The 24,630-nt window shown below is 34.3% G+C and carries 26 protein-coding genes, 4 pseudogenes and 1 riboswitch; of the genes and pseudogenes, 15 read left to right on the top strand and 15 right to left on the bottom strand.

The genetic code is table 11. From position 1 onward, the window contains the following. Window positions 1-49: 49 nt before the first annotated feature. Window positions 50-1,419: pseudogene (locus tag AC3WVZ_RS22935) on the top strand (IS1182-like element ISBth7 family transposase); the annotation flags it as partial. Between the two features lie 129 nt (window positions 1,420-1,548). Here AC3WVZ_RS22935 and cydB read toward each other — a convergent pair. Continuing rightward, complete coding sequence (gene cydB / locus AC3WVZ_RS22930; RefSeq protein ID WP_000017662.1) at window positions 1,549-2,577, bottom strand: cytochrome d ubiquinol oxidase subunit II; 1,029 nt, start codon at window positions 2,575-2,577, stop codon at window positions 1,549-1,551. After that, window positions 2,567-3,916, bottom strand: a complete 1,350-nt coding sequence (cydA, locus tag AC3WVZ_RS22925) for a cytochrome ubiquinol oxidase subunit I (RefSeq protein ID WP_233935452.1) — start codon at window positions 3,914-3,916, stop codon at window positions 2,567-2,569. Before cydA ends, cydB begins: the two co-directional genes overlap by 11 nt. 224 nt (window positions 3,917-4,140) lie before the next feature. On the opposite strand from cydA, the gene AC3WVZ_RS22920 reads away from it, so the two are divergent. Beyond that, window positions 4,141-4,704, top strand: coding sequence for a beta-class carbonic anhydrase (locus AC3WVZ_RS22920; protein WP_000838169.1), 564 nt, complete (start codon window positions 4,141-4,143; stop codon window positions 4,702-4,704). Here AC3WVZ_RS22920 and yidD read toward each other — a convergent pair. Beyond that, window positions 4,701-4,937, bottom strand: a complete 237-nt coding sequence (gene yidD, locus AC3WVZ_RS22915; RefSeq protein WP_000809334.1) for a membrane protein insertion efficiency factor YidD — start codon at window positions 4,935-4,937, stop codon at window positions 4,701-4,703. The genes AC3WVZ_RS22920 and yidD overlap by 4 nt on opposite strands. Before the next feature lie 128 nt (window positions 4,938-5,065). Here yidD and luxS point away from each other — a divergent pair, with 128 nt between their 5' ends. Continuing rightward, on the top strand, window positions 5,066-5,539 hold the full coding sequence (gene luxS, locus AC3WVZ_RS22910) for an S-ribosylhomocysteine lyase LuxS (protein WP_001141371.1): 474 nt from the start codon (window positions 5,066-5,068) through the stop codon (window positions 5,537-5,539). A 65-nt stretch (window positions 5,540-5,604) separates the two neighbouring features. On the opposite strand, the gene AC3WVZ_RS22905 is transcribed toward luxS, so the two are convergent. From AC3WVZ_RS22905 to ytzI, 4 genes are all read right to left on the bottom strand, one after another. Further along, window positions 5,605-5,835 carry a YczI family protein gene (locus AC3WVZ_RS22905; protein WP_000916668.1) on the bottom strand — a complete coding sequence of 77 codons (231 nt, stop codon included), beginning with the start codon at window positions 5,833-5,835 and terminating at the stop codon, window positions 5,605-5,607. Window positions 5,836-6,161: 326 nt separating this feature from the next. Continuing rightward, on the bottom strand, window positions 6,162-6,389 hold the full coding sequence (locus tag AC3WVZ_RS22900; protein WP_000922253.1) for a DUF3953 domain-containing protein: 228 nt from the start codon (window positions 6,387-6,389) through the stop codon (window positions 6,162-6,164). A gap of 12 nt (window positions 6,390-6,401) precedes the next feature. Next, window positions 6,402-6,632: a DUF3953 domain-containing protein gene (locus AC3WVZ_RS22895; RefSeq protein ID WP_000944458.1), complete on the bottom strand. Its 231-nt coding sequence runs from the start codon at window positions 6,630-6,632 to the stop codon at window positions 6,402-6,404. Window position 6,633: 1 nt separating this feature from the next. Then, a complete protein-coding gene (ytzI, locus tag AC3WVZ_RS22890) occupies window positions 6,634-6,783 on the bottom strand; it encodes a YtzI protein (RefSeq protein ID WP_000472794.1) in 150 nt (49 codons plus the stop codon). An 83-nt stretch (window positions 6,784-6,866) separates the two neighbouring features. Between ytzI and AC3WVZ_RS22885 the strand changes: the two genes are divergently transcribed. From AC3WVZ_RS22885 to AC3WVZ_RS22875, 3 genes are all read left to right on the top strand, one after another. Next, window positions 6,867-7,184, top strand: a complete 318-nt coding sequence (locus tag AC3WVZ_RS22885; protein WP_000448409.1) for a hypothetical protein — start codon at window positions 6,867-6,869, stop codon at window positions 7,182-7,184. An 84-nt stretch (window positions 7,185-7,268) separates the two neighbouring features. Beyond that, the gene (gene mutTA / locus AC3WVZ_RS22880) at window positions 7,269-7,748 is read left to right on the top strand and encodes an antimutator 8-oxo-(dGTP/GTP)ase (RefSeq protein ID WP_000276385.1); all 480 of its coding nucleotides are present in this window, start codon (window positions 7,269-7,271) and stop codon (window positions 7,746-7,748) included. 113 nt (window positions 7,749-7,861) lie between these two features. Further along, the gene (locus tag AC3WVZ_RS22875) at window positions 7,862-8,398 is read left to right on the top strand and encodes a DUF3267 domain-containing protein (protein WP_000361293.1); all 537 of its coding nucleotides are present in this window, start codon (window positions 7,862-7,864) and stop codon (window positions 8,396-8,398) included. Between the two features lie 94 nt (window positions 8,399-8,492). Here the strand turns inward: AC3WVZ_RS22875 and AC3WVZ_RS22870 are convergent, their stop codons facing one another. After that, window positions 8,493-9,170, bottom strand: a complete 678-nt coding sequence (locus AC3WVZ_RS22870) for an HAD family hydrolase (RefSeq protein WP_233935450.1) — start codon at window positions 9,168-9,170, stop codon at window positions 8,493-8,495. 92 nt (window positions 9,171-9,262) lie between these two features. On the opposite strand from AC3WVZ_RS22870, the gene AC3WVZ_RS22865 reads away from it, so the two are divergent. Continuing rightward, a complete protein-coding gene (locus AC3WVZ_RS22865) occupies window positions 9,263-10,375 on the top strand; it encodes a recombinase family protein (protein WP_233935449.1) in 1,113 nt (370 codons plus the stop codon). 229 nt (window positions 10,376-10,604) lie between these two features. After that, window positions 10,605-10,832 carry a hypothetical protein gene (locus tag AC3WVZ_RS22860; protein ID WP_000849112.1) on the top strand — a complete coding sequence of 76 codons (228 nt, stop codon included), beginning with the start codon at window positions 10,605-10,607 and terminating at the stop codon, window positions 10,830-10,832. Window positions 10,833-10,866: 34 nt separating this feature from the next. Here AC3WVZ_RS22860 and AC3WVZ_RS22855 read toward each other — a convergent pair whose 3' ends face one another. From AC3WVZ_RS22855 to AC3WVZ_RS22845, 3 genes are read right to left on the bottom strand one after another with little or no spacing between them, the layout of a single operon-like run. After that, on the bottom strand, window positions 10,867-11,673 hold the full coding sequence (locus tag AC3WVZ_RS22855; RefSeq protein ID WP_000368771.1) for an ABC transporter permease: 807 nt from the start codon (window positions 11,671-11,673) through the stop codon (window positions 10,867-10,869). Then, window positions 11,666-12,430: an ABC transporter ATP-binding protein gene (locus tag AC3WVZ_RS22850; RefSeq protein ID WP_000009036.1), complete on the bottom strand. Its 765-nt coding sequence runs from the start codon at window positions 12,428-12,430 to the stop codon at window positions 11,666-11,668. The genes AC3WVZ_RS22855 and AC3WVZ_RS22850 overlap by 8 nt, the downstream gene beginning before the upstream one ends. 11 nt (window positions 12,431-12,441) lie before the next feature. Next, window positions 12,442-13,449: an ABC transporter substrate-binding protein gene (locus AC3WVZ_RS22845; protein WP_233935447.1), complete on the bottom strand. Its 1,008-nt coding sequence runs from the start codon at window positions 13,447-13,449 to the stop codon at window positions 12,442-12,444. A 120-nt stretch (window positions 13,450-13,569) separates the two neighbouring features. Here AC3WVZ_RS22845 and AC3WVZ_RS22840 point away from each other — a divergent pair, with 120 nt between their 5' ends. From AC3WVZ_RS22840 to AC3WVZ_RS22830, 3 genes are all read left to right on the top strand, one after another. Continuing rightward, window positions 13,570-13,866, top strand: a complete 297-nt coding sequence (locus AC3WVZ_RS22840) for a DUF3986 family protein (protein WP_000455580.1) — start codon at window positions 13,570-13,572, stop codon at window positions 13,864-13,866. A 10-nt stretch (window positions 13,867-13,876) separates the two neighbouring features. After that, the gene (locus tag AC3WVZ_RS22835; RefSeq protein WP_000578982.1) at window positions 13,877-14,107 is read left to right on the top strand and encodes a hypothetical protein; all 231 of its coding nucleotides are present in this window, start codon (window positions 13,877-13,879) and stop codon (window positions 14,105-14,107) included. A 337-nt stretch (window positions 14,108-14,444) separates the two neighbouring features. Next, the gene (locus AC3WVZ_RS22830) at window positions 14,445-16,514 is read left to right on the top strand and encodes an LTA synthase family protein (RefSeq protein WP_233935446.1); all 2,070 of its coding nucleotides are present in this window, start codon (window positions 14,445-14,447) and stop codon (window positions 16,512-16,514) included. A 210-nt stretch (window positions 16,515-16,724) separates the two neighbouring features. Here the strand turns inward: AC3WVZ_RS22830 and AC3WVZ_RS22825 are convergent, their stop codons facing one another. The 3 genes and pseudogenes from AC3WVZ_RS22825 to AC3WVZ_RS22815 all read right to left on the bottom strand — a co-directional run bounded on the left by AC3WVZ_RS22825 (window position 16,725) and on the right by AC3WVZ_RS22815 (window position 18,015). Then, complete coding sequence (locus AC3WVZ_RS22825) at window positions 16,725-17,534, bottom strand: alpha/beta fold hydrolase (RefSeq protein ID WP_233935445.1); 810 nt, start codon at window positions 17,532-17,534, stop codon at window positions 16,725-16,727. A gap of 15 nt (window positions 17,535-17,549) precedes the next feature. Then, a pseudogene (locus tag AC3WVZ_RS22820) lies at window positions 17,550-17,894 on the bottom strand (catalase); the annotation flags it as partial. Continuing rightward, window positions 17,827-18,015, bottom strand: a complete 189-nt coding sequence (locus tag AC3WVZ_RS22815; RefSeq protein ID WP_000348759.1) for a hypothetical protein — start codon at window positions 18,013-18,015, stop codon at window positions 17,827-17,829. The gene AC3WVZ_RS22815 and the pseudogene AC3WVZ_RS22820, both read right to left, overlap by 68 nt. 182 nt (window positions 18,016-18,197) lie before the next feature. Between AC3WVZ_RS22815 and AC3WVZ_RS22810 the strand changes: the two genes are divergently transcribed. From AC3WVZ_RS22810 to AC3WVZ_RS22800, 3 genes and pseudogenes are all read left to right on the top strand, one after another. Beyond that, window positions 18,198-19,448 (top strand): ATP-binding protein, encoded by a 1,251-nt coding sequence (locus AC3WVZ_RS22810; RefSeq protein ID WP_233935443.1) that lies wholly within the window; start codon window positions 18,198-18,200, stop codon window positions 19,446-19,448. Continuing rightward, entirely contained in the window at window positions 19,445-20,665 is a 1,221-nt protein-coding gene (locus AC3WVZ_RS22805) for an ATP-binding protein (protein ID WP_001032628.1), read from the top strand. The genes AC3WVZ_RS22810 and AC3WVZ_RS22805 overlap by 4 nt, the downstream gene beginning before the upstream one ends. A gap of 246 nt (window positions 20,666-20,911) precedes the next feature. Next, window positions 20,912-21,000, top strand: a riboswitch (cyclic di-GMP riboswitch). Window positions 21,001-21,152: 152 nt separating this feature from the next. Continuing rightward, window positions 21,153-22,772 (top strand): annotated as a pseudogene (locus AC3WVZ_RS22800) (WxL domain-containing protein); the annotation flags it as partial. A 64-nt stretch (window positions 22,773-22,836) separates the two neighbouring features. Here the strand turns inward: AC3WVZ_RS22800 and AC3WVZ_RS22795 are convergent. Further along, the gene (locus tag AC3WVZ_RS22795; RefSeq protein WP_100910607.1) at window positions 22,837-23,544 is read right to left on the bottom strand and encodes an IS6 family transposase; all 708 of its coding nucleotides are present in this window, start codon (window positions 23,542-23,544) and stop codon (window positions 22,837-22,839) included. A 94-nt stretch (window positions 23,545-23,638) separates the two neighbouring features. On the opposite strand from AC3WVZ_RS22795, the pseudogene AC3WVZ_RS22790 reads away from it, so the two are divergent. Then, window positions 23,639-24,610, top strand: a pseudogene (locus AC3WVZ_RS22790) (WxL domain-containing protein); the annotation flags it as partial. Window positions 24,611-24,630: the final 20 nt, after the last annotated feature.

Raw genomic sequence — 24,630 nt, 5'->3', positions numbered from 1 at the left:
CTTTTTATGTGTCAACACTGATAAAAAAGAGGAAAAGGAGAGATTTTTTATGATGGGTGCTTTAAAAAATCATCGTGATGAGCGTGTATCTGTTTCTGTAGAAGAGTTGGTTCCACAAGAACATTTCCTTCGTGCAATTGAAGCGACAATTAGTTTTGATTTTATTGAAGAGAAGTTACGCCCTTATTACTGTGAAAACAATGGACGCCCGTCCATTCATCCTATTGTTTTATTTAAGATGATGTTTATTGGATATTTTTACGGTATTCGTTCTGAGCGTCAATTGGAAAAGGAAATTAAAACGAATATTGCCTACCGTTGGTTTTTAGGGTTTTCTCTATCGGATACTATTCCGGATCACTCTACAATCAGTTGGAATCGTCGTACTCGTTTTATTCATACAAATATTTTCGAAGAAATTTTTGATGAGATTGTGAGACAAGCGACGGAGCACCGGATGGTAGGAGGACGTGCACTGATGACAGATTCTACACATATTAAGGCCAATGCCAATAAAAATAAATTTGTACATAAATATAAAAAAGAAAAAGCAAAGTTTTATATAGACGAGCTAGAAGCTGCGGTAATCGAAGATCGTGAGGTACATGGAAAAAAGAATTAAAACCTAGAAAGGAAAGTGATACCCCTACCAAAAAAACTCGTATAAGTACAACGGATCCAGATAGTGGATTTTTAATGAGAGATGGAAAACCAAATGGTTTTCATTTCTTGGATCATCGTACGACTGATGCGAAGTACAATATTATTACAGATACCTATGTAACGGCTGGAAATATGGCAGATTCCGAGCCGTATTTAGCACGCCTCCAAGCTCAGATTGATAAATTCGACTTCAAAGTAGAAGCTGTTGCCCTTGATGCTGGCTATTTTACAGGATATATCTGTAAGAAACTATCAGAACGGAATATATTTATGGTGATGGGGTATCGCCGATTTGGAAAACGGAATAAAGAAGTACCGAAAAGCCAATTTAAATATGTAGAAGAAATGAATGTTTTCGCTTGTCCGATGGGATGTATTCTAGAATATGTAACAACTGATCGTGAAGGATACCGTCAATACAAATCGAATCCAGAAGACTGCGCTGTTTGTCCGTTACGTGAGGTGTGCTTTTCAAAGAAACAAAAACAAAAAGTTATCACTCATCATGTGTGGGAGAAATATAAGGATATTGCTAGAAAAAACAAGCTAACAGCTACAGGGAAAAGGTTGTATAAAGTACGCTGTTCCACTATAGAGCGAAGCTTTGCAGACGCCAAAGAACTACATGGCTACCGCTATGCCCGGTTTCGAGGGCTGAAGTCTGTCCAAATGCAAGCTTATCTCACCGCAGCTTGTCAAAACATGAAAAAAATAGCCCTCCACCTGACCAAAAAGGGTCAGGTGGAGGGCTATTTTTTAAAATTCTATTATTTTATGTTGTTTTTATTCGCTAAAATCAAAAAAGATTCCAGAGTGTTGGGAACCCTAAAGGGTTTCCCAACACTCTGTAAAAAAGACACTTCAAATGAAGTGTCTTTTTTTACCTTAGTGATACCCTTTAGCAGAGTCTTTATGAATTTTATTTTTAAATATACTGTAGCTCCAAAGCTGATATCCAATAACGATTGGTACCATGACCATTGCAACGAAGAACATAATTTTTAAGTTTAATTGACTACCGGCTGCGTTGTATAACGTTGTACTGTATGCATCGTTAATACGAGATGGTAACATTCTTGGGAACATACCTGCAAAGCCAGTTGTCATAAACATTGCGATTGTTAGGCAAACGAATGTGAAGGCAAGGCCAATTTTATGTTTGTACACCATAATTAGTGCGAGTACACTCATTAGCATTGCAAGTACTGGAAGAATGAATAGTACCGGATATTCCGTAAAGTTTTGGAATAAGTTTGTTCGATTAGCAGTCGCTACATAGAAGATAGCTAAAATAATAGCAGCTGCCATTGAAAATGGCCTTGCGATTTTATAAGCACGATCAGATACTTCACCAGTCGTTTTAATCATGACCCAAAGGGCACCGGATACGACAAATATAGCAGTGAAGAACAACCCTCCTAAAATACCGTAATGGTTTAGTAAGCTAAGTAAATTTCCTTCATAGCCATTTTTTCCGATTTGTAGTCCGTAATACAAGTTAGCAAATGTAACACCGAATAAAAAGGCGATTAAGAAACTGCCAATTGCAAATGCCCATTTACAAGTTTTTTGCCAAATTGGTGAATCATCTTTATGCATGAATTCCAGTCCAGCGGCACGAGCAAATAGTGCAAGTAATACTAAGAATAACGGTGTATATAAATAACTAAACATATTAGCATATGTGACTGGGAAGGCAGCAAATGTTGCGCCACCAGCTGTAATTAACCATACTTCATTACCGCCCCAGAACGGGCCAATTGCTTCTTGTAATTGATTTCGTTCTTGTCGATCTTTCGTAACGAAAGGAAAAATCATTCCGTTACCAAGTGCATACCCGTCAAGAATGAAGTAAACTGTCCAAATCACGCCCCATAAACCGAACCAGATGATTGCAAGCATATCATGAGACATGAGCCACACCTCCCTCAGTAGCAGATTCTTCTAATGCGGCAGGTCCTTTTTTCGCGAACTTCAGCATTAAGTATACATCTGCGATTAAAAGTAAAGTGTAGAATAAAATTAAACTAATTAATGAGAACCAAATTTGCGGGACAGATATAGGCGATACAGATTCTGCTGTACGCATTAGTTTATATACTGTCCATGGTTGGCGACCTACTTCAGCGACAATCCATCCTGCGTTAATCGCAATATAAGGAAGTAAGACAGACCATATTGTAATTTTTAAATAACGTTTTGAGTTTTCTAGTTTTCCTTTTCGGTTTAAATAGAAGCCATACCAAGTTAATGCCATAAAGAACATACCGAGTGCAACCATTAAGCGGAAGCTATAATACACGAGGTTAACATTTGGACGTTCATCTTTCGGAATATCCTTTAAACCAACAATTTCGCCATCAAATGAGTTTGTATAGAAGAAGCTTCCGAGTTTTGGAATCGTAAGGAATTCAAAATTCTTCTCGTTTTTCACATCAGGAATTTGAACTATTGAGAAGCCTTGTCCTTTTCCGGTTTCCCAAACTGCTTCCATCGCAGCTCCTTTTGCGGGTTGATATTTAGCCGCTGATACACCAGATTGATGTCCCATAAACGGTGTAATTGTTGCGGCGAATAAGCCTAACATTAAGCCGAACTTAAATGATTTTTTGAAGAATTCAACTTCATTTTTACGTAATAAGTGATAGGCACTAATTGCCATAACGAAGAAAGCACCAACAATATAACAACCAACTACAGTATGGAAGAACATATTCCAAGCGTATGGATTCGTAACGAGTGCCCAGAAATCATTTAATTCAGCGCGGCCGTTACGTACTACGTAGCCAACAGGGTTTTGCATAAAGCCGTTTGCTGTAATAATCCAAAGGGCGGAAATATTTGTTCCAAGTGCAACCATCCACATGCAGAAGGCACGGAACTTTGGTGAAATTTTGTCTTTACCGAATAACCATATTCCCATGAAAGTAGATTCTAAGAAGAAGGCAACAAGTGCTTCGATTGCGAGAGGTGATCCGAAAATGTCTCCCATATATTTGGAGTACTCAGACCAGTTTGTTCCAAATTGGAATTCCATTGTAATCCCGGTTATAATCCCCATTACGAAGTTAATTGTAAATAATTTACCCCAGAAATTTGCCATTTTGCGGTATGTTGGATTCAATGTGCGGGCGTATTGAGTTTCCATACATGCTACTAAAATGACAAGTCCGATTGTCAAAGGTACAAATAAAAAGTGATAAAAAATAGTAATTGCAAATTGAAAACGACTCAGTAACAGAACGTCGGACATAATAAATATTCACTCCTTTTTTACATTATCTACAATCAGTTTATAGTGAAAATACGTTTAAAGTATGTGAAACTTGTTACAAAGCTGTGTGTATATTTTGAAAGAATTATGTCGATTATCTGAAAATATCTTATTTTTACTATAAAGCGATATCCTTTTTGAGTTTTTCATATTTTGGTACACTATTTATGTAGTGTAAATGAGAGAAAAGAGGGTTCCTTACTATGAAGTCATTAGAAGAGATTTTGCAGTACAATGAGAAATTTGTTGAAGAGAAAAAATACGAAGAGTATGAAACAGGAAAATTCCCGAATAAAAAAATGGTAATTATCTCTTGTATGGATACTCGTCTTGTTGAATTATTACCAAAAGCAATGAATATGCGTAACGGTGATGTGAAAATTATTAAGGTAGCAGGAGCTGTTATCTCACATCCATTCGGAAGTATTATGCGTAGTATTTTAGTTGCTGTATATGAACTTGGTGCTGATGAAGTTTGTGTAGTTGGTCACCACGATTGCGGTATGGCAAAAATTCAGGCAAGCAGTACAATTGAGAAGATGAAAGAGCGCGGTATAACAAATGAGAAATTAGATACACTCCGTTATTCTGGAATCGATTTAGAAAGATTCCTACAAGGGTTCTCTAGTGTAGAAGAAAGTGTAGAACATAGCGTATCGATACTTCGCAACCATCCGTTACTTCCAGAAGAAGTACCTGTTCATGGTCTTGTTATCGATCCTGAAACAGGAAAATTAGATTTAGTTGTGAATGGTTACGACAATTAAGAATTTACTTTGTCATCCTTTTTATCTGGGACAGGATCAAATCCTCCCGGGTGGAAAGGGTGACATTTTAATATACGCTTACAAGTAAGCCAAAAACCTTTGAGTGCACCATGTTTTTGAAACGCCTCTAATCCGTAATGAGAACAAGTCGGATAAAAACGGCATGTTGGTGGTGTCATCGGAGAAATGAATTTTTGATAAAAGCGTATAATCCCAATAAAAATCTGTTTCATAACGGTCTCCTTTTCAGCATATTCTTAAAGTATTATAGCACGACTGTACATAATACTTTACTAATGTACATTTCCGTTATATCATATTGGATATAACGGAATTAAATTAAAAGCGGGAGAGATGTTGTATGCCATCAGTAGAAAGCTTTGAATTAGATCATACGATTGTAAAGGCACCTTATGTAAGACATTGCGGAGTTCACAATGTAGGTAGTGACGGTATTGTAAATAAATTTGATATTCGTTTCTGCCAACCGAATAAACAAGCAATGAAACCAGATGTTATTCATACGTTAGAGCATTTATTAGCATTTAATTTACGTAAATATATTGATCGTTATCCGCATTTTGATATTATCGATATTTCACCGATGGGCTGCCAAACAGGATATTATCTTGTAGTAAGCGGAACACCGACAGTACGAGAAATCATTGATTTATTAGAACTAACATTAAAAGATGCGGTTCAAATTACAGAAATTCCAGCTGCAAATGAAACACAATGTGGTCAAGCGAAGCTTCACGACTTAGAAGGAGCGCAACGCTTAATGAACTTCTGGTTAAGCCAAGATAAAGATGAACTTGAGAAAGTGTTTGGATAAAAAGGAAAACTGCCTGTGAAAGGGCAGTTTTTTTATTGTACTAAGAGCGAACATACTCTTCTTTTTTATGAAAATATATTAGATACTCCAACATATAAAACAAAGGCAGAACCGAGAAAATAAACAAATGCTTTTGCTTTTTCCCGTTTCTTCATTTCATCAATTCCAAAAAGGATAAACATAATACTTAAAAGGATAAACACGTAAGGTAAAAGAATAGTGAAGTTTGCAAAGAAGCTAAATAGGGCGAGAGAAAGAGCGATAGTGGCGATTATAATTTGAATGTTTTTTAACATGGAATCCCCCTTAAGTAGAAAGAAATAGTTACTGAGAGAAAATAATTATAAATGCTAAATTGATCGAAATTTTATTCTACATGTAGCGAAAGAGTTTGATATTAAAAAGAAGAATATGAGACTAGAAACGAAAAAATACGGGATACTCATTAATTCCTAGAAGAATAAAGGAACAACTGAGAATAAATTGTACGTATGGGAGAAGTGAAAAATTATCGGTAAAATGGACATAAGTGCTTAGAGTGAGTAAGAGAAGCATGAAAAATGCTAAAAAAATCCGTAATATAGTTAGAGTTAGCATCGTATAGCCCCCTTTAGACCATTTACTAGAATATTTCTGTGAAACCAATAAATAAAGCAGCGGCTCCTGCTAGTAGAGCGAGCACACTACCTCCTGTTTGCTGTTTTAATATTTCCTCTAAACTTATGGTGAGGGCCATACCTCCTAAAAAGATGAACATATAAGGGATTATTTCTCTATTACCAGTAAAAAATCCATAGATTGCTATAGATAAGGCAATAAGTGATAAAGTAATCCGTCCCCATTTTAGCATAAAAGACCTCCTCTATTTTATGTAGGTAATAATGAGAACAATCCAAATGAAAGCACCGGCAATAATACAAATAAGTCCAGTTGCTGATTCCCTTTTCTTTATTTGTTCAAATGCGATGAGAAACATTAAAGCCCCTAATAGAAATTGTGAAAGAGGTAAAGAATTATTTTGACCTGTATATAATCCAATTGCCGACATAACGATTACAGTGAGTGCTACTATGATGCGAAGTATACGAAGCATATTAGGAATTCTCCTTATTCTTTTTTGTATAAGGATTGTCTTCTAGTTTATCGACGGAATGTTTATAAGCATAGCCTTTATTAATTGTCATGACGGAGAGTACGAGGATGATTAGGACGATGATAATACCGATAATTAATATTTTGAACATAAAATCCCTCCTTTTCTTTATTTTACATAATTTTGTAATTGATGAAAACAATAGAAAATAAAAGGATGAAAGAAGGGTGTTACATGGAGACGAAAAAAACATATTATATATCAATAGGAAACGGTCAAATTTCACAAGTGAAGACGGCGGATACGTATAATTTTGAGATTTCCGCAAATGATGAGGAAATTACGGAATTAAGAGAGCACTTTGATCAAGCATATGTAGAAGATTTAGGGTCATTTGTACGCTCCCACGTTCCATTTGTTGAGTATCATCACGATTCAAATAATGACCGATATGATGAACAACTACAAAAAGCATATAAAATGATTTACGATTTAGGAAATCATGAGACGAAAGAATTAGTCGCACAAATGGGAATAATCAATGGATTGTAATTGGATAATATTATGCAGAAAAGCGAGAATATGCTACAATTTGTGGTAGGAAAAACTTGTAACCATCAATAGGGGAGTAATGGCATGTACAAATTTAAAGATTATTACCACAACACTGTACAATTATCGTTTGAACGTTATCCATTTTCTCCTGAGCCAAAGCATGTTTGGGTTGTATGTCGGTACGGGGATCAATGGTTATTAACGCATCATTTACGTCGCGGTCTTGAATTTCCAGGTGGTAAAGTAGAACTAGGGGAAACACCGGAAGAAGCGGCAGTTCGAGAGGTTCATGAAGAAACCGGCGGCATAGTTTCTGATTTAACTTACTTAGGACAATACAAAGTATCTGGAAAAGACAAAATAATCATTAAAAACATTTATTTTGCAACAATTAGTGCGGTAGAAGAACATACGCATTACGAAGAAACGAAAGGGTCTGTTTTATTAAAAGACATTCCTGACAACATTAAAACGAATAGAAAATTTAGCTTTATAATGCGCGATGACGTATTAGCGCGTACGATGAAACATATAGAAGAAATCGGCTGTTTTACGAAGTAAAGTAGCCGGTTTCTTTTTTTTGTATGTAAGAATAAATGTAAACATATCTTTACATTATTTTGGGGATATTATACAATTTTGTAAAGATATATTTACATTTTAGGAGGGGGAAGATGGATAAAAGAAAAGAAACGACTGTTACTGTTTCGATGGTTAAATTAAACTTTTCTTTATTTTTTATAATAATTGCCTTGTCGTTTGGAATTGGTTATTTGCATATATTTCTTTCAGGTGGGGTTCAAGTCGAAGTTACATTATTAACGATGTTTCTTTTTATTATCGCAATGATGGTTCTCGTTTGTATTCATGAAGCGATACATTTAATTGGCTTTCGCTATATCGGAGGTGTTCCGTGGAGTGAACTAAAATGGGGCGTTAATTGGAAATTAGGTGTTGCATATGCTCATTCTAAACAGGCGGTTACAGTAAAGCAAATGAAGAAAGTGTTAATGCTTCCGTTTTTACCAACTGGAATTTTGCCAATTGTATTGGGATTAGCTATGAATCTGGAGCCACTCTCATTTTTAGGAATTCTACTAACAGCAGGGTGTATCGGCGACATTGTCTTATATCAAAAAGTTTCAAAGTTTCCAGATGATGCGCTAGTAAAAGATCATCCGAGTAAACCGCAGTTTACAGTATATGAATAATAAGAGGAGGCATTTTTGAACAACTGCCTCCTCTTATTATTTTTTGTCGGTAAATCAATATATTGTGAAAATTGTTGATATAATTTAATTACTATTATTGTATTTTTATCTCCACCTCCACCTCTAAAAACGAAAGCACCTCCAACAAATCATCTACGATACGTGAATGCTTAAAATCACCCCAAAACGAATCTTTTTTCCAAACACCAAGAATCCCTACTTGTTCAGAACCAAGCACATCGTTTTCTGGATGATCTCCAATATAAAGACATTCTTCTGCCTTCACATCTAGTCTTTGCAAAGCACGTTCGAAAATTTCAGGATGAGGTTTTTTAATTCCTTCAGCTTCTGAAACGAGAATGGTGTTTGTATACGTATGTATATGTAGTGCTCGAAGGTTGCTCATCTGAAATTTAGTAAAACCATTTGTAATAATACCAATTTTAATGTTTCGCTGTTTTAACTGTTGAAGTAGTTCATGCGTGTTTTTGAAAGGAATACAATGATGTTGGAAGTTTGTAATATAGTCGTGTAGTAGTTGCTCTTGCGTTAAAGTAGTAATGTTGTATTCGGAAAGGAGAGTAGCATATACTTTATCCTTCCACGTATAGCCATTATTATCGAGTTCAAGAAATCGAGAACAATACTCTGATTTCTCTATACTCATCAAATGTGAGGAGAAGCGATTATATTGCTCACAAATAAATTGTTCTAAAGATTGGCGTCGATCTAATAGTGTTCCATCTAAGTCGAATAAGATTGCACGAATCATGAGAAGCCTCCTTGCAGTTTTTATAATTAATTATCGCATATTCGTAAAAAAATGATTATGATATTTTGTAGAATGGAATAATGGGGGATTGTATGAAGAAATTGTATGGCAAGTTAGTGTGTTGTATTATAGCAAGCAGTTTAGTTGCAGGATGCGATAGTGCTATCGAGGTTACGGAAGAAAAAGAAATTTGTAAAACAGAAGAAGAGTGCACGCAAATAGGAGATAAAACATTACAAAAAGTATATAAAAAGATAGAGGAACTTTCAGAACTTGAAAAAGTAGAGGATTATGACATAGAAGAGTATGAAAGTATGAATATGAAAGAGGCGGAACAGAAAAAAGAAGAGGATGACAATTACTTCTTTTTAGCTTCTTATTATATCGATGATGATGAAATTGTAGATCCTTATTTTGAGAGATTGGATCGTAAGAGATTGAATAAAGTTTTTGCAGATGACGAAGTAGCAAAAGATGATTTGTTAAGTCAGCGACAAGATAGAGAGTATCATGAAACTTTATGGGACATGTATCGCACTCTCGTCCCAGTGAAATATCGTGAGAATATAACAGGATTTGGTCTAATAACGGATGGTTATGATGGCGTTGTTGCCCATGTCATGCCAAGTATAGATGACCCGAGAGATTGGGTGCTTAGTTTAGACGTGCTTGATTCTGGGGTGAATATAGATGAAGTGATGAAAACATTAATTCATGAAACGGCTCACCTATTAACGATTGGACATAAACAAGTACCAGTGGATAGAAAGTATTTAGAGGCGTTTGATGAAGAGAAAGACATTTCATCATATCGAAATAAATGTAAAACGGTGTTCGTGAAAAATGGATGTGTGAGAAAAAGTTCGTATATTAACCAATTTTATAATGAATTTTGGAAACCAATTGAGCAAGAGTGGACAGAAAAGAAAGTAGAAGAAAGTGAAGAGGCACAAATTGAATTTTATAAAGAAAAGCATGATGATTTTGTATCGCTATATGGAACAACAAATGTAACGGAAGATATCGCAGATACATTTACGGCGTTCATTTTACAAGATTCAAAAAAAGTGAAAGAAGGAACAGAGTTAAAATATAAGAAAATTGCTTTCTTCTATCAGTTCCCTGAGCTTGTAAAAATGAGAGCGGAAGTGCTGTCAGGATTATATGATGTTTCGAAAACGATAGAACAACAAAGTGGAGACTAATGTGAGTTATGCTTTCGATATAGTTTCGTTAAAGAAAAGCGTGAAGAATTTTTAATTCTTTGCGTTTTTTCTTATGTTGATAAAATTGAAAATTCTGTATTTTTATCAAAAAGAAGAAGGAACTGGAGGCACAAAAGAGAATTAGTATAAAAATGTCACAATTTAGACACAATTATAATGCGCGTGTTGTAGGGACTATAAGTTTACTCTCGAGGAGGTAATGAAACGTATGAAAACGATTCTTGCTGTTGCTGGTCTCATTTGGGTAATGTCTCACGGTTTTCCGATTTTTGAAGGGGAGCAAATTCGTAGTGCTTTGAATGAAAAGTTTAATGATTATCATGTGATAGATCGAAAAGATAATGTCGTTACAGTACGTGTGAAAGACTGTTTCCATACAGTTACGGTTGCGGATGGAAACATTACAAATGAAACGAAAATGTGTGATAAAAGGTAAAAGAAAGAAGCTGACTATAGCGCACTGTTTTGAGTCAGCTTCTTTTTCTTTTTCCAATTAGAATTTTTTCAAATGCCTCAACAAATACATACATAAGAGTTGCAAGAACACATGTGAGTAGTACGCTAAGTAAGACGAGTGTGAAGTTAAAGACTTGGAATCCGTAGCTAATTAAGTAGCCAAGTCCTTGTTTGGAAACGAGAAGTTCTCCGAAAATAACACCAACCCAGGATAAACCAACATTTACTTTTAACGTTGAGATAATTGCTGGAAAGGATGCAGGGAGAACGACTTGCTTATAACATTGCCATTTATTTGCGCCAAATGTATCCATCACTTTTATATAGTTAGAATCGACTTCTTGAAATGCACTGTAAATAACGAGAATGGTAATGATGATGGAAATGATTACTCCCATTGCGATAGAAGATGAAATGTTTGGACCGAAAATAACGATGATGATTGGACCGAGTGCAACTTTTGGCATTGCATTTAGGACGACGAGGTAAGGATCAAGTACGCGGGCTAGAAGTGGCATCCACCAAAGAAACGTGGCAATAATAGCACCGAGTACCGTTCCGAGAATGAAGCCTACTCCTGTTTCCAGCAATGTCGTCCATATGTGGACCCAAAGTGAACCGTCGATCCATTTCGTTAAGAAGAGATCCCAAATACTCGAAGGAGAGCTAAAGAGTAAAGGATCAATCCATTCTTTTTTGCTAGCTATTTCCCATAGTGCAAAGAAAAGAATAAGTAGTAAAAGCTGTAGTGAGCGAGCAATCCAAGCACGCCTGCGTTCTTTCTTTCGAAATTGTTCATGTAGTTGTTTTATATTATCCAAGTCGTTCCAGCTCCTTCCATATATCTTGAAAGAGGGCTGGGAAATCGTAGTGATGGCGTGCTTCTAACGGTGATAAAGAACGGATACTTTCCGGGACGATAAAGGTTTTCGCGATTTTTCCAGGATTCGCTTGAAGTAAATAAATACGATCACTCATCGCAATCGCCTCTTCAATATCGTGAGTAACAAGTAGTGATGTTTTCTTATATTTATTTAGTAAGTTGAAAACGAGTTCTTCTAGTTTTAATTTCGTTTGATAATCGAGTGCGGAGAATGGTTCATCTAGTAATAAAATTTTCGGATCAGTTGCTAACGTTCGAACGAGAGCAGCACGTTGACGCATACCGCCGGATAGTTCACGAGGATATTGTCTTTCTACCCCATGTAGACCGACTTGCTTTAAAAGATTTAAAGTATGTTCTTTCATTTGTTCATCATAAATCCTTCGAATATGAAGTCCAAGCATAATATTTTCTTCAATCGTTTTCCACGGGAATAAGTAATCTTGCTGCAACATATATCCCATAGATGATGTTTTCGTTGTAATTGGTTCACCATCTAAAAAGACAATACCATCAATTGGATCAAGTAACCCAGCAATGATTGAGAGGAGCGTTGTTTTACCGCAACCACTTGGGCCGAGTATAGAAATAAATTCGCCTTCTTCCACTTGTAAGCTCATATCTTCAAGAATAAGTTTGGCATTCTCTTTTGCAAAAAAGCAGTGAGAAACGTTACGTATTTGTAAAAAACTCATACACTTCGCCTCTATTTCTTAATAACGCTTTCGGCAATTTTTGTATTGACGAGCGCTTCATGTGGGACTTCTTTTTGTAATTCACCAGCGTCTTTCATAATCGTTTGGAGCTGTTTCCATTCTTCCGCATCTAGTAGTGGATTTGTCGCATAAGAATGTTGCTTTTTATACCGTTCAATTACTTTTGCTGTAATGTCTTTTGAAGTGTCTTTAAATAGCGGGGAAACAGCATCAGCAATCTCTTCTGGACTATGTGTATCAACCCATTGCTGTGCTTTATAGAGCGCACGTGTGAACTTTTCAGCAGCAGCTTTATCTTTCTTTAAGAAACTTTCTTTTGCCATGAATGTTGTATAAGGAACAGTACCAGATTCATTTCCGAATGAAGCGACGATATAACCTTTACCTTCTTTTTCGAATATGCTTGCAGTCGGTTCAAAGAGCTGGACAAACTCTCCTGTACCAGATGCAAAGGCATTTGCAATATTAGCAAATTCGATATTTTGAATTAAGTTCGTATCTTTACGAGGATCAATGCCATTTTTCTTTAAAACGTATTCCCCAACCATTTGCGGCATGCCGCCTTTACGCTGTCCTAAAAATGTAACACCTTTTACGTCATTCCAATTAAAAGAGTCTAGTTTTTTACGTGAAACTAAAAATGTCCCATCTGTTTGTGTAAGCTGTGCAAAGTTAATGACAGGGTCTTTCGCTCCTTGTTGATGAACGTAAATAGACGTTTCAGAACCGACGAGAGCAATATCAATTCCGCCAGATAATAGGGCGGTCATCGTTTTATCGCCACCAGCTGTTGTTTGTAGGTCAATATTTAGTCCTTCATCTTTAAAAAATCCTTTTTCAATCCCAACATATAATGGGGCATAGAAGAGAGAATGGGTAACTTCGCCGACGCGAATGTTTTGAGTTTGTTCTTTCGTACCTTCTTTTTTACTACTACAAGCAGCAAAAGTAAAAACAGCTAGTAACATGATGCAAAAAATCGCGATTAATTTTTTCACTATATAACACCTCCTAGAAGTCACTCTACAAGCATGATATGTAGGTAATCGCCCATATGTGAGTGTAGATAGCAGGAATTTTTTTGGTGGTAAAGAAGTACAAATATAAGGGGTGATAAAATGGAGTACGAATACGATGATAGCGTACATTTACATCTTGATTATTTCGGGACAGAATGTGATATGGAATCGATTGCTTATAAGAGAAAGAATGAAGACGTATGGGATGTGTATTTTAATTTTGGAGTATACGGTATTCAGAAAGACGATGTAGAGTTAGGTAGGTTTATGGATGAATATGCCGGTTATTACGTTTTTTCTGTACATGCTCGCGATCTTAGCTGGGAATTTGGAAGTGCCCAGTTTGAAGAGTGGGTTTTGAAAAATCGGATAGTAGAAAAAACGCTACAAAAATAGGAGGAATTTTGTGATTGGATTTCTCATCTTATTATTTATTTTTGTGGCCGGATTTTTTATTATGCAAATGCTTATTTACCGATTTGCAAAGAAAAACATCCATAAATATACAAAAATAAAATGGTTTCATATGTGGCTACATATGAATATGAAAAAAGGCCCGAGATTAGATTTTTTTGATTTTGTAGTTACAGTACTCGTATGTATCGTATGGAAAATATGGCTGCTTCCTTTTATATAATACACATGCTAACCATCTTCTCTTTTCGTTATAGTAATAGTTGTTAAAAACGTACAACGCTTGTTTATTAATTCTTTCGTATTTTCATGTGGAATCTTTAATAGCATTAAGGATTTCTAAAAAATAGTTATTATATCATAAAGTGGAGTGCTAAAATTAAGCTTTTCAAGAATGAGTAATTTGTATGCCACAATTTAACTATTGATTAAGGAAGTATTAAGGAAATATATTTATAGTAGAAGCAAGTTTGCAGACGAAATATAGGATATATGTTATTTTAATACAAATAGTTTTTTCGATGCGAGGTGAAATTAATACATAGAAAAGAGGGAATGAATTGAAGTATGGTTCTACACTTTTTCATCTTCCAAAAAGAAATATATTAATTTCTAGCATTATAAGTAGTATGGTGACTTTATTAGTAATAACTATACTGTTTATGATTTTAAAGGTTTTCAATTTAGACATGATGAAAGATCATTTAAATCAAAAGCTTGTTTTAAGTGTTATGATGATTTTCGTATGGGGCATAACGTTTTATATTACGCATTTCAATAAAAAAGAGATGTCTATACTTAGAGCATCCCTACGAGTGCATTTTATATTATTTTTGCTAGCTCATACAGTAGCGTTATTTTATATTGTCATGCAAGTTAATATGAGTTTCATAGAGGCAATGAATTGGATTTACTTTTATAATATGCAGTTTATATTAAGTTTTGTAGTAATTTATGCAATATATATTCTTGTATATAATTTAATAGGTAAGGTTTTTCTAAGTATGGTTTTAACGAGCTGTACGTTAGTCATTTTATGTATTGTGAATTATTTGAAGCTTATTTTCAGAGGTGATCCGTTATATCCTTCTGATTTTACACAAATTACGCATATGCAATCTGTTATACCGATGGTGATGGACTATTTTAGTTGGAGTTATATTTTTGTCATTATCTTAAGTATCGTAGCTTGTATTGTAGCAGGGATATATATGAGAAGGTATATTCAAAATGTAAAGATTCATCTAGGAATAAGAGCCTTATTAGTAGTAGGGTCTATTTTTGTTCTATATACGTATGGTAATTTTGCGAATACATTTATGAATAAAGTATTTCAAAAATCAGGTGTAGATTTTGTTTTGTGGAATCAAAATGAGAACTATGCTTCAAATGGTTTTGTACTTGGGTTTATTAGCAATTTAGATACAACAGTTATGGAAAAACCAAAAAATTATTCTAAAGAAAATATGCTTCAAATAGCAAACGATATAAAAAAACAATATAGTGGAAATATAGGGAGCCAAAAGAAAAAAGAGAAACCGAATATTATTTTTGTAATGAGTGAATCGTTTTGGGATCCGACGAAAGTAACTAACCTTTCTTTTAGTGAAGATCCTGTACCAAATTTACATCATTATATAGAAAACTTTCCTGGTGGACAAACTATTTCTCCTACATTTGGGGGAAATACGGCGAACGTTGAATTTGAGGCATTAACAAGTTATTCAATGAGTTTGTTAAAGCCAGGTTCTATACCATATCAGCAGGTTATTACAAATAAGAAAGAAATTCCATCAATCCCTACGGCGTTGAAAAAAGAAGGTTATTATACAAGTGCAATTCATTCATTTGGTCGCACATTCTTTAAACGTGACGATGTATATAAGGTGTTAGGATTTGATAAGTTTAATGCAGAGGACACGATGGAAAATGTGGATATTGATGGAGATTATATTAGTGATTTAGCGATGAGTAAAGAGATAATTGCTGAGTTAGAGGAACAAAAACAACCTACATTTATTCATGCAGTTACGATGCAAAATCATTTTCCATTTACAGAGGGCCGATTTGGTGAAAACCTAATAGAAATTAGCGGTCTAGAAAATGAAGATTCAAAGGGAGAATTAGAGACGTATACAGAAGGATTAAGACGTTCAGATGAGGCTCTTCAATATTTAATAGAGCAACTAGATAATTTAGATAGACCTACATTATTAGTATTCTTTGGAGATCATCTTCCATCATTAGGAACAAATAAATCTTTTTATAAAGAAAATGGGTATATAACGAATGAAAAAACACCGAATGAACGTTTAGCGATGGCGCAAACGCCGTTATTAATGTATGCAAACTTTGATATGCCAAATGATAATTTAGGTTTAGTAAGCCCAATTCATTTTTCTAATCTTATTTTTGATTATGCAGGATTAAATAAATCCTTATTTTATCAATTTTTATCGGAATTTTACAAGGAAATACCAGTGCTTAGAGATGAATTAAAAGTTGATAAAAATGGAGAAGTAATCAATGATTTAACAAAGAAACAAAAAGAAATGTTAGAGCAATATAAAATGCTCCAATATGATTTACTCGTCGGAAATCAATATAGTAAAGATATCCTCTTTAAATAAAAGAAACAAAAAGAACTTGTATAACGATACAAGTTCTTTTTTCATAGTATTTAACGGGGTAACCAGACAAGCTGGGTTTAGGGAGTATTACCTGTACATTTAGTATATATGAAAATGTAATCGTTTTATTTGTGTATTTGTGAGAAATATGTGAATTTTATATTTTGTGAAAAATCGATTGTATTAACTTTCGTTCTTGTATTGCAGTTGTTATGCATGTAAAAATTTTATCAGTTCTTTATTTAATTCATCCGCTTGATCGATTGGTGAACCATGACCACTATTTGTAAGAGCATGTAACTGAGAATTTTTAATTCGTTGTTGCGTAAGCTCAGCACTTTTGTAAGGAATTAGTTGGTCGTGAACGCCGTGGAAGATTTTTGTTGGGACGTTAATTTTATTTAAATCTTTCGTTACATCTTCATTTGCAGCTGCTTGTAAAATTTTTATAAGGGCATAAGAAGCGGACTGCATACCGAGATAAGAAAACCATTCAAGGGTTGCAGCCTCTAAGTTTCTATTAAAAAAGGATAAAGATACATCATTTAAAAATTTTGGTAAATTAGCATACATTTGATTAATGAGAGCATCTGCTTGTTCTTTCGGTACACCGTAAGGGGACTCTTGATTTTTAACGAAAGAGGGGGAGACAGCGTCAATTAATGCGAGCTTAGAAATGCGGCGTCCATTATAGCGAGACATATAGCGAATAGAAAGAGCACCACCAACTGAGAAACCGACTAATGTAGCGTTCTCTACTTGAAGTGCTTCCAGAACAATTGCGATATCATCGGCTAATCGATCATACGTGTAACCAGTCCATGGCTTATCAGATTGCCCATTCCCTCGTATATCCATGGCGATACAGCGAAAGCCATGCTCAGGTAAAACATTGAGTTGATATTGGTACATTTGATGATTTAAAGGCCATCCGTGAACGAAGAAAACAGTCTTACTACCTGGACCAGGATTAACGTCTTGCACAAAAATATGCACATCTTTCTCGACAGTAACAAACATAAATGTCCCCCTATTCTATGAATATACTCGATCCCAAAAGCGTTGTTTTGTCATAGCTTTAATAAATTTATTTGCTAGTCGCGTAGAGTCTTGTTCTATTAAAACACCAGGCTTTCCTTCGATATTTAAAGATTGAATAATAGAAGAGCCGTTTTGGAAGGAGCCAATCGGCTTAAAGTGATTATATGATTCTACGACAAATGAACTTGCGTTGTTAAGAAAATGATCATCCATCTTTCCGCCGATAAGAAGTAATCCATCATAAAAGAGTGGTGAGCCTGTTAAGAAAGTATCATTTACTTCCCACTGTCCATTTGGCGTTCCCTGCACTATGCCTAATCGTTCGGAAACGATCACTGGCAGTTAAAGAGTTTTCATCGTTTGAAATTTTAATACCTGTATTTGTTGTCATCTCCTTTCCTTCATTTTCACGCATGAAAGATTGGAGTTGTTCGGTCTTTTTATTTTTTTTGCCATCCATAAAAAACACCTCCCATAATATACGTATTATTGTTTATGTTTTTTATGCTTGTATATAGCATGAAGATATTGCATAGTTGGCATGATTTTCCTCAAATGTTCGATTTATCTTTGTTTGTCTATGAAAATCATTTATTATAATAAATGGTATTCTTCGAGATATTATTTTGAAGGGGTGTTGAAGTGAAAGAAAGTTTTCTATCATATAAAGAAGAAAGAAATGCAAAAATCCTTTTATGGGTGTTATATGTCATTGTTATTGTATATCAAATTTTCTATGCAATCGTATTAGAAGATAAATCAATAATGGATAAGGGATACAGCATAATATGGCAAGTTATTTGCGGAGTAGCAATACTGTGCGTGAATATATATTTAATGAAAAAAGAGAAGGCAAACCTTGTTAAATATGCATGGATATTTGCATACATAGGGATAGAACTCGCTAATATATTTTCGTATGTTTTTTATAATAAGGCGGCGTTTGATGCGACAAATATAATAGAAATTATTCTCATTTTCTTTGTACCTATATTTTTAAATAAAAAATTCTATGTGTTTTTACTTTCCTCTATTGTAGGAAAATATTTAATTTATTTATTTGTATTAGAGGAAGTAAAAGCATTTATGTTCCTTATTATGTATACACTTATGTTAATAGCTGCATATATCATTTTAAACCGATTTTTACAATATCTTTCAGCTGTAAAGGAAAGTATTGCGATTGCTAGTGAATCACAGAAATTAGCAGTAATCGGAAAAATGGCAGCGACGGTTGGACATGAAATTAAAAATCCACTTGCTTCATTAAAAGGATTTACGCAATTACAACGAGAGAAGCATGAAGAGGATCCTATTTATAAACGTATGATTTTTGAAATAGAAAATATGAATAATATGATAAGTGAGTTAATGGAAGTTGCTACATGCAAACCTTCTATTTATAAGAAACATGATGTAGGAAAAATTGTATTACAAGTAATAACAAGTCTTCTTGAAAAAATAGATGAATTAAACATTCAGTTTATTTCTAATGTGGAAGAAAAAACAATAGAAGTTGAATGTGATGAACGAAAAATAAGAGGAGTCTTTTTATATACGATAAAAAATGCTTTAGAGGCAATGGGACAAGGTGGTATATTACATTTACAATTAGAAAATAAAGGGAAAGAATATGTAATGATCAGTGTGATCGATAATGGTCATGGTATTAAGCAAGAAAACTTACCCCGTGTTACAGAGGCCTTTTATACAACGAAACAAGATAAAATTGGTCTGGGACTGACGGTAGCGAATCGAATTGTCGCCGAGCACCTTGGTGAGTTGCATATTTCAAGTGAAAAAGATACTGGAACGAGAATAGACATCATTCTCCCAAGGAAGTGTGGAAATACTGAAATCCAAGTGGAAGAAAAGCTAGGAGTTACCATATGAATAAAGGCTATATATTTAAAAATGAAGAAATAAAGGCGCTGAAAGCATTTTTAAGTTTATTTTTTATTATATTTTTTGTATATGATCTTGCCTATGAATTTATCGTACCATTAATCGGTGGAGAGCAAGAAGGTGTAGGAGAGTTTGAAGATGGTTTAGGTTTATGGCTTTACTTTTTGATGGTGGTATTGTTTTGCATTGGAATATACTTTATGAAATGGAAGAATGCTTTTGCGGTAAAGTATATTATTCTAATTGGCTATAATGTATTAGATTGTATCCATAACATTATGATTTATTATGGTAGCGATGCAGAATTTGACGGTGGAAATATAGTAGAAGGATTTTTTATTTTGTTTGCACCAATCTTTGTGAATAAAAGATATTTCTGGTTAGTTCCAGCGATACTTATCGGAAAGTATGCTCTTACAGGAATCATTATTCAATCTTCTCTCGTTTTAATCCCAATGGCATTATATAGCGTATTTACTATCATATGTTGGATTATATTTTTAAGGGTTCAGTCTTACGTTCGTACGCTTGAGATGATGGACAAAGAAATAAAACAGACAGAAAAACTAGCAGCTGTTGGAAAGATGGCAACGGTTATTGGTTATAAGATTAGAAGACCTTTAGCAAACTTAAAAAAACTTGTGAATAAACAAGCAGACAAGCATCCAGAGGATAAAATTTATAGTGATATTATGAAACAAGAAGTAGATCGGATTCATATAATTGCTACAGAACTTAGTGGATTTGAGAAATCTAAATCACTAGAATCAGAAACTCATAACATACAAGAAATTATTTCTTATGTTATTCGAGTTATGGAAAAGCCAGCTTTAAAACAAGGAGTTTACATACAAGGTATTTACAGTAAAGACTTACCATCAATTACATGTGATGAAAAACGATTAAAACAGGTCTTTTTTAATTTAATCAAAAATGCAATTGAAGCAATGTCAGTTGGCGGAACAATTACGATTAAAGTTACTGTAAAAGATGGAATCATCGTTCAAGTGAAAGATGAGGGATGCGGCATTCCGAAAGATAAAATTCCAAAATTAAATGAAGCCTTTTATACAACGAAAGAAACAGGAACTGGTCTAGGTTTAGTAGTTACAGAAAAAATTATTAAAGACCACAACGGTAAAATAAGTTTTGAAAGTGAAGTTGGGGTTGGAACGACGGTTGAAGTTATGTTACCACTGCATTAACTACAAAAAACATCACTTATTTGGAAGTGATGTTTTTTTATTTTATCTCGCTATTTGTGTATGGTAAAAATCTCATTTTATCGATAAAGAATGTATGATGTGTTTCTAGCATCAAAATGTTTTTTGAAAGTTTTCAATATGGATTTCCTAGAAAAAAATCAGATTATAAAAATTAATAGTTTTTTTCTAAAAAAACTATTTTCTTTTTTGGGTTTTAATGGTATATTCAAAACACGATAAATAAATACCTATATTTGGCACACTATTCGAAAGGATAGGTCGCAAAGCTAAGAGTCTAAGGTAATGAAAATTACTATGATAGTCTGGTTGCAGTTTGGATTTTCACACATGTTGTGATGTATGAAAATCGAAAAGGCAACCAGGCTTTTTATTTTCTAGGAATATACACTATGATTGTAAATTTAGCTAGAAAATAAATTTAATGTTCGAAATATTCAGTATATAGGAAGCGAGGGAGGGAAGTACATTGCAAAAACAAATAGGGAAATTTGGGCGTATACTTCTCGCTGGAGGAATATTATTTACACAAGTTGGTGTGCTAGACTACTCTGCAACGAAAGTTTATGCGGTTACAAACGACGAGCAAGGACGTTTTATCGTTCATATGGATAAACAAGAAATAAAAGTTGATGAAAATGTAGTATTAAAGATTACAAATACAAATAAACAAGATGCTAATATCGAGCTGAAATTATCTAATGAGCAGCTGTTTAATGAAGCAGAAACGAAAAAAATGAATGAAAACAATAAAGCGATTCAAAACATTTCAGTAACAGAAGATCACATTGTAAAAATTGAAAAGAATGAACAAAGTCATTCTATCGGTGACGTATATGTAGTCATTCAAATGAAAAAAGCTGGAGAGTACAAATTTGAACCGATGGTGAAGTTTGAAGGGAATGAAAAGAAAATTGAATCTCCTTCTCTGCATGTTGGAGAGAAAAAAGAGGCTTTACATGTAGCTATTTCTGATGAAAATCCAAAGGTTTCAGAGGAAGTTGTGAAAAAAGAAATCAGTGAAAAAGTGAAAGTATCGGAAGAAAATAAAAAACAAGAAATAAATGCTACTAATGCTGAAATTCCAAAAGAAACGAAGACTTTAGCGAAAGAAAAGGTTAATGAAGAACTCGTATCAAAGGAAAATGAATTAAAAGAGAGCAATAAGGTCAACGAAAATAATCAGGAATTACCTGCTATTCAAGCTGAGAAGGTATTAAAGAGCCAATCTCTACTAGCTGCTAGTCCTGTTACAAGTATTCTTAAATATCCAAATGTAAAGGTAATAAATAATAGAACAGGTGAAGGGCCTTCTATCTCGGGTAAATATGCTTTTAGATTTGTTTGGAGCCCACAAGTAACATATGAGGTAAAGGGTAGTAGCGATGACAGAACTGGTCAAAGTCAATATACATTTAGAAATTCAAATAGAGAACAGTACGTATTAGTAAAAAAAGCTGGTGAATATCAAGGGAAATGGATTGATGTCCGTATTAATATTCAATCTATGACAGCTTCATCTGTAGATGTTAAAACACCAATAACTAAAGGTGATGCAAAAAACTTTTTACAATTATATGGGAACGGAAGGGCAGGACAAACTTATAATGCTTCCTTTGAATTTTATGAGCACGGAACAAGTAAAAAAGTACCATTAACGGCAATGTGGAATTTTAAAAGGATAAATAGTTATAAAAATGTTACGTTGCGTAATGATGGTAGTCATTTAACGAATTTATACGTGTATGATACGAGTTCAATTAGGTATCAAGATAAAGGGAATAATAAAATAGAGTTTTCTGGAACAGCAGGCCCAGTAGCTACTCCAGAAGCAGATATGACAATTACATTTGATAATTTAACAGAATTACCGCTAGAAGTTAGATTAAATGCTTCAGGTGTTAATGTAGCATACGACCAATTAGCGATCACACAAATTGAAATTCCAGCTCCAAGTGTAATAGGAGATATTGTGGAAGATAATTCCCGTCAACTTTCTTATAAGGTATATCAAAATATGCCTGCTCAATCGAAAGATATTCACTATGCGAAATCTTTTGTATTAGAAAGTGAAGTGAATAAGGATTTTAGGTTCTGGTGCAACAATAGTGGAATGTGAAAAAAGAATAGAAGATTCCTAACGGAATGGAACTTTATGCTGTTAAACCAAAGAGTTCATTGATAAGATATATCTGCTTTTGGACAGACTTCTCCCCTTGGAGAGTTTGTCCTTTTTTGATCATATGCATAGCTTCTATTCCAGTAATCATTTTTATAGCTGTAGGGAATGATTTCAATCCTAGCATATTCCGAATCCGTTTTTTGATAAACCGATGATCTTGCTCAATGATATTGTTTAAGTATTTTTTTACACGAAGTGGTATACCGTGTGGTATACACTTTTCTTCCTTTAGTTCACGTACTGCAACAGGATAGGCTTTATCGCCATCAGCAGTTATCGAACGAGGTTTTGTGGCATGAACAGAAGCCAAGGCTTTCTTTAGAAAACGTTTGGCAGCCTTCGCATCTCTTTTACGACTTAAATAAAAATCAATCGTGTTTCCTTCAGAATCAATCGCGCGATATAAGTACATTTTCTCTCCTTTGATTTTGATGTATGTTTCATCCACACGCCAAGAATCATTGGTTGGTTTCAAATGTTTTCGAATACGCTCATTTAATTCTGGTCCATATTGATGCACCCATCGCATAATTGTTGTATGTACTAAGAATAATCCTCTTTCCTCCATCATTTCCACTAAATCACGAAGACTTAAGTTGTACCGCAGGTACCAACGTACGGTTAATACAATGATATCAGGCTGATACTGTTTCCATTTGAATATATTTTCTTTTTCCATACTGATCACACACCTTTTTTTAGTAATAGCACCAGTATTGCCAAGTTTGAAAGAGCATTTTCAAATCATTTCGCTTTTTTGCACCAGAACCCTGGATTTTACTGTGAATGATGTTTCCATTCAAGATGTGGAGAGTGGAGATGATGTAAGTAGCTTCTTTGATATTAGTAGGAAAAACAATAAAGTCACTGCAGTTGCGAAAGAAAATGCGCTAAAAACAGAAGAATTCAACGGGAAAATTTACGAGATGACAATTACAGGTTCTCCTGTAAAAGGTGCCGATGTAATGAAATATTACAAAGGTGGTTATCTTGAAATACCGGTGTCAGCTAAAAATTATTTAGATGGCGATAAGAATGGGCAAGATAGTAATCGAGATGGAATCGCAAAAATAAGGTATAAAGGTATTCCAATTGGGAAATCAGTCCCACAAAAAGTAGTGCAAGGAACAGATTTAACAAAAATGGATATTTCTAAATTTGTGACAGATTTATCTGTAGATACGAATTTGGATGTAGATAAACCAATATCAGTAGTGAAGTTAATCAATATTCCGGATACCAAAATAATAGGGAATCATACTGTAACGGTTGTAATTGAAACGAAGCAAGGTGTACAAGCGGAAATTCAAGTTCCAGTTACTGTTGTTGATGGAACTTTAAAGTTAGTAGACGTACCAAAAGAAATTACCTTTGGAGATTTAACAATTCCATCGAAAACAACGACATACGCACCGAAAGCGATCTCAAATCCTTTAAAGGTAACCGATGATCGTGTTAAAAAGCAAAAATGGAGTGTATATGTAAAGGAAATCACACCATTAACTTCAGCAAAAAATGACACATTGACAGGAGCATTGATTTACAAACGAAATGGAAAGGATACACCTTTAAGTACTTCTAGTATAGAAGCATTCTCGTATACTTCTAAAAACGACGAGGAGGTTTCACTAAATTGGAAGGAAAACGAGGGAATTCATTTACAAGTAAAACCAGGGCCGAATGTCAAAGCAAATACAAAATATTCCGGACAGCTAGAATGGACATTAACCGATGCTCCTCTCTAAAAATATATGAAATATATAAA

It is taken from the genome of Bacillus sp. CPT56D-587-MTF (genome assembly GCF_058792335.1).
Note: the sequence above shows the minus strand (reverse complement) of the source record. Positions and strands in the feature narration are given on the sequence as shown.

Bases quoted from the DNA above. Each gene is read 5' to 3' on its own strand.
- AC3WVZ_RS22815 (WP_000348759.1), bottom strand. From the start codon at position 18,015: ATGGATGGCAAAAAAAATAAAAAGACCGAACAACTCCAATCTTTCATG.
- cydA (WP_233935452.1), bottom strand. From the start codon at position 3,916: ATGTCCGACGTTCTGTTACTGAGTCGTTTTCAATTTGCAATTACTATT.
- AC3WVZ_RS22870 (WP_233935450.1), bottom strand. From the start codon at position 9,170: ATGATTCGTGCAATCTTATTCGACTTAGATGGAACACTATTAGATCGA.
- AC3WVZ_RS22900 (WP_000922253.1), bottom strand. From the start codon at position 6,389: ATGCTAAAATGGGGACGGATTACTTTATCACTTATTGCCTTATCTATA.
- cydB (WP_000017662.1), bottom strand. From the start codon at position 2,577: ATGTCTCATGATATGCTTGCAATCATCTGGTTCGGTTTATGGGGCGTG.
- ytzI (WP_000472794.1), bottom strand. From the start codon at position 6,783: ATGTTCAAAATATTAATTATCGGTATTATCATCGTCCTAATCATCCTC.
- AC3WVZ_RS22905 (WP_000916668.1), bottom strand. From the start codon at position 5,835: ATGTTAAAAAACATTCAAATTATAATCGCCACTATCGCTCTTTCTCTC.
- mutTA (WP_000276385.1), top strand. From the start codon at position 7,269: ATGTACAAATTTAAAGATTATTACCACAACACTGTACAATTATCGTTT.
- luxS (WP_001141371.1), top strand. From the start codon at position 5,066: ATGCCATCAGTAGAAAGCTTTGAATTAGATCATACGATTGTAAAGGCA.
- AC3WVZ_RS22875 (WP_000361293.1), top strand. From the start codon at position 7,862: ATGGATAAAAGAAAAGAAACGACTGTTACTGTTTCGATGGTTAAATTA.
- AC3WVZ_RS22795 (WP_100910607.1), bottom strand. From the start codon at position 23,544: ATGGAAAAAGAAAATATATTCAAATGGAAACAGTATCAGCCTGATATC.
- AC3WVZ_RS22895 (WP_000944458.1), bottom strand. From the start codon at position 6,632: ATGCTTCGTATACTTCGCATCATAGTAGCACTCACTGTAATCGTTATG.
- AC3WVZ_RS22920 (WP_000838169.1), top strand. From the start codon at position 4,141: ATGAAGTCATTAGAAGAGATTTTGCAGTACAATGAGAAATTTGTTGAA.
- AC3WVZ_RS22825 (WP_233935445.1), bottom strand. From the start codon at position 17,534: ATGTTTGTTACTGTCGAGAAAGATGTGCATATTTTTGTGCAAGACGTT.
- yidD (WP_000809334.1), bottom strand. From the start codon at position 4,937: ATGAAACAGATTTTTATTGGGATTATACGCTTTTATCAAAAATTCATT.
- AC3WVZ_RS22840 (WP_000455580.1), top strand. From the start codon at position 13,570: ATGGAGTACGAATACGATGATAGCGTACATTTACATCTTGATTATTTC.
- AC3WVZ_RS22850 (WP_000009036.1), bottom strand. From the start codon at position 12,430: ATGAGTTTTTTACAAATACGTAACGTTTCTCACTGCTTTTTTGCAAAA.
- AC3WVZ_RS22885 (WP_000448409.1), top strand. From the start codon at position 6,867: ATGGAGACGAAAAAAACATATTATATATCAATAGGAAACGGTCAAATT.
- AC3WVZ_RS22865 (WP_233935449.1), top strand. From the start codon at position 9,263: ATGAAGAAATTGTATGGCAAGTTAGTGTGTTGTATTATAGCAAGCAGT.
- AC3WVZ_RS22805 (WP_001032628.1), top strand. From the start codon at position 19,445: ATGAATAAAGGCTATATATTTAAAAATGAAGAAATAAAGGCGCTGAAA.
- AC3WVZ_RS22860 (WP_000849112.1), top strand. From the start codon at position 10,605: ATGAAAACGATTCTTGCTGTTGCTGGTCTCATTTGGGTAATGTCTCAC.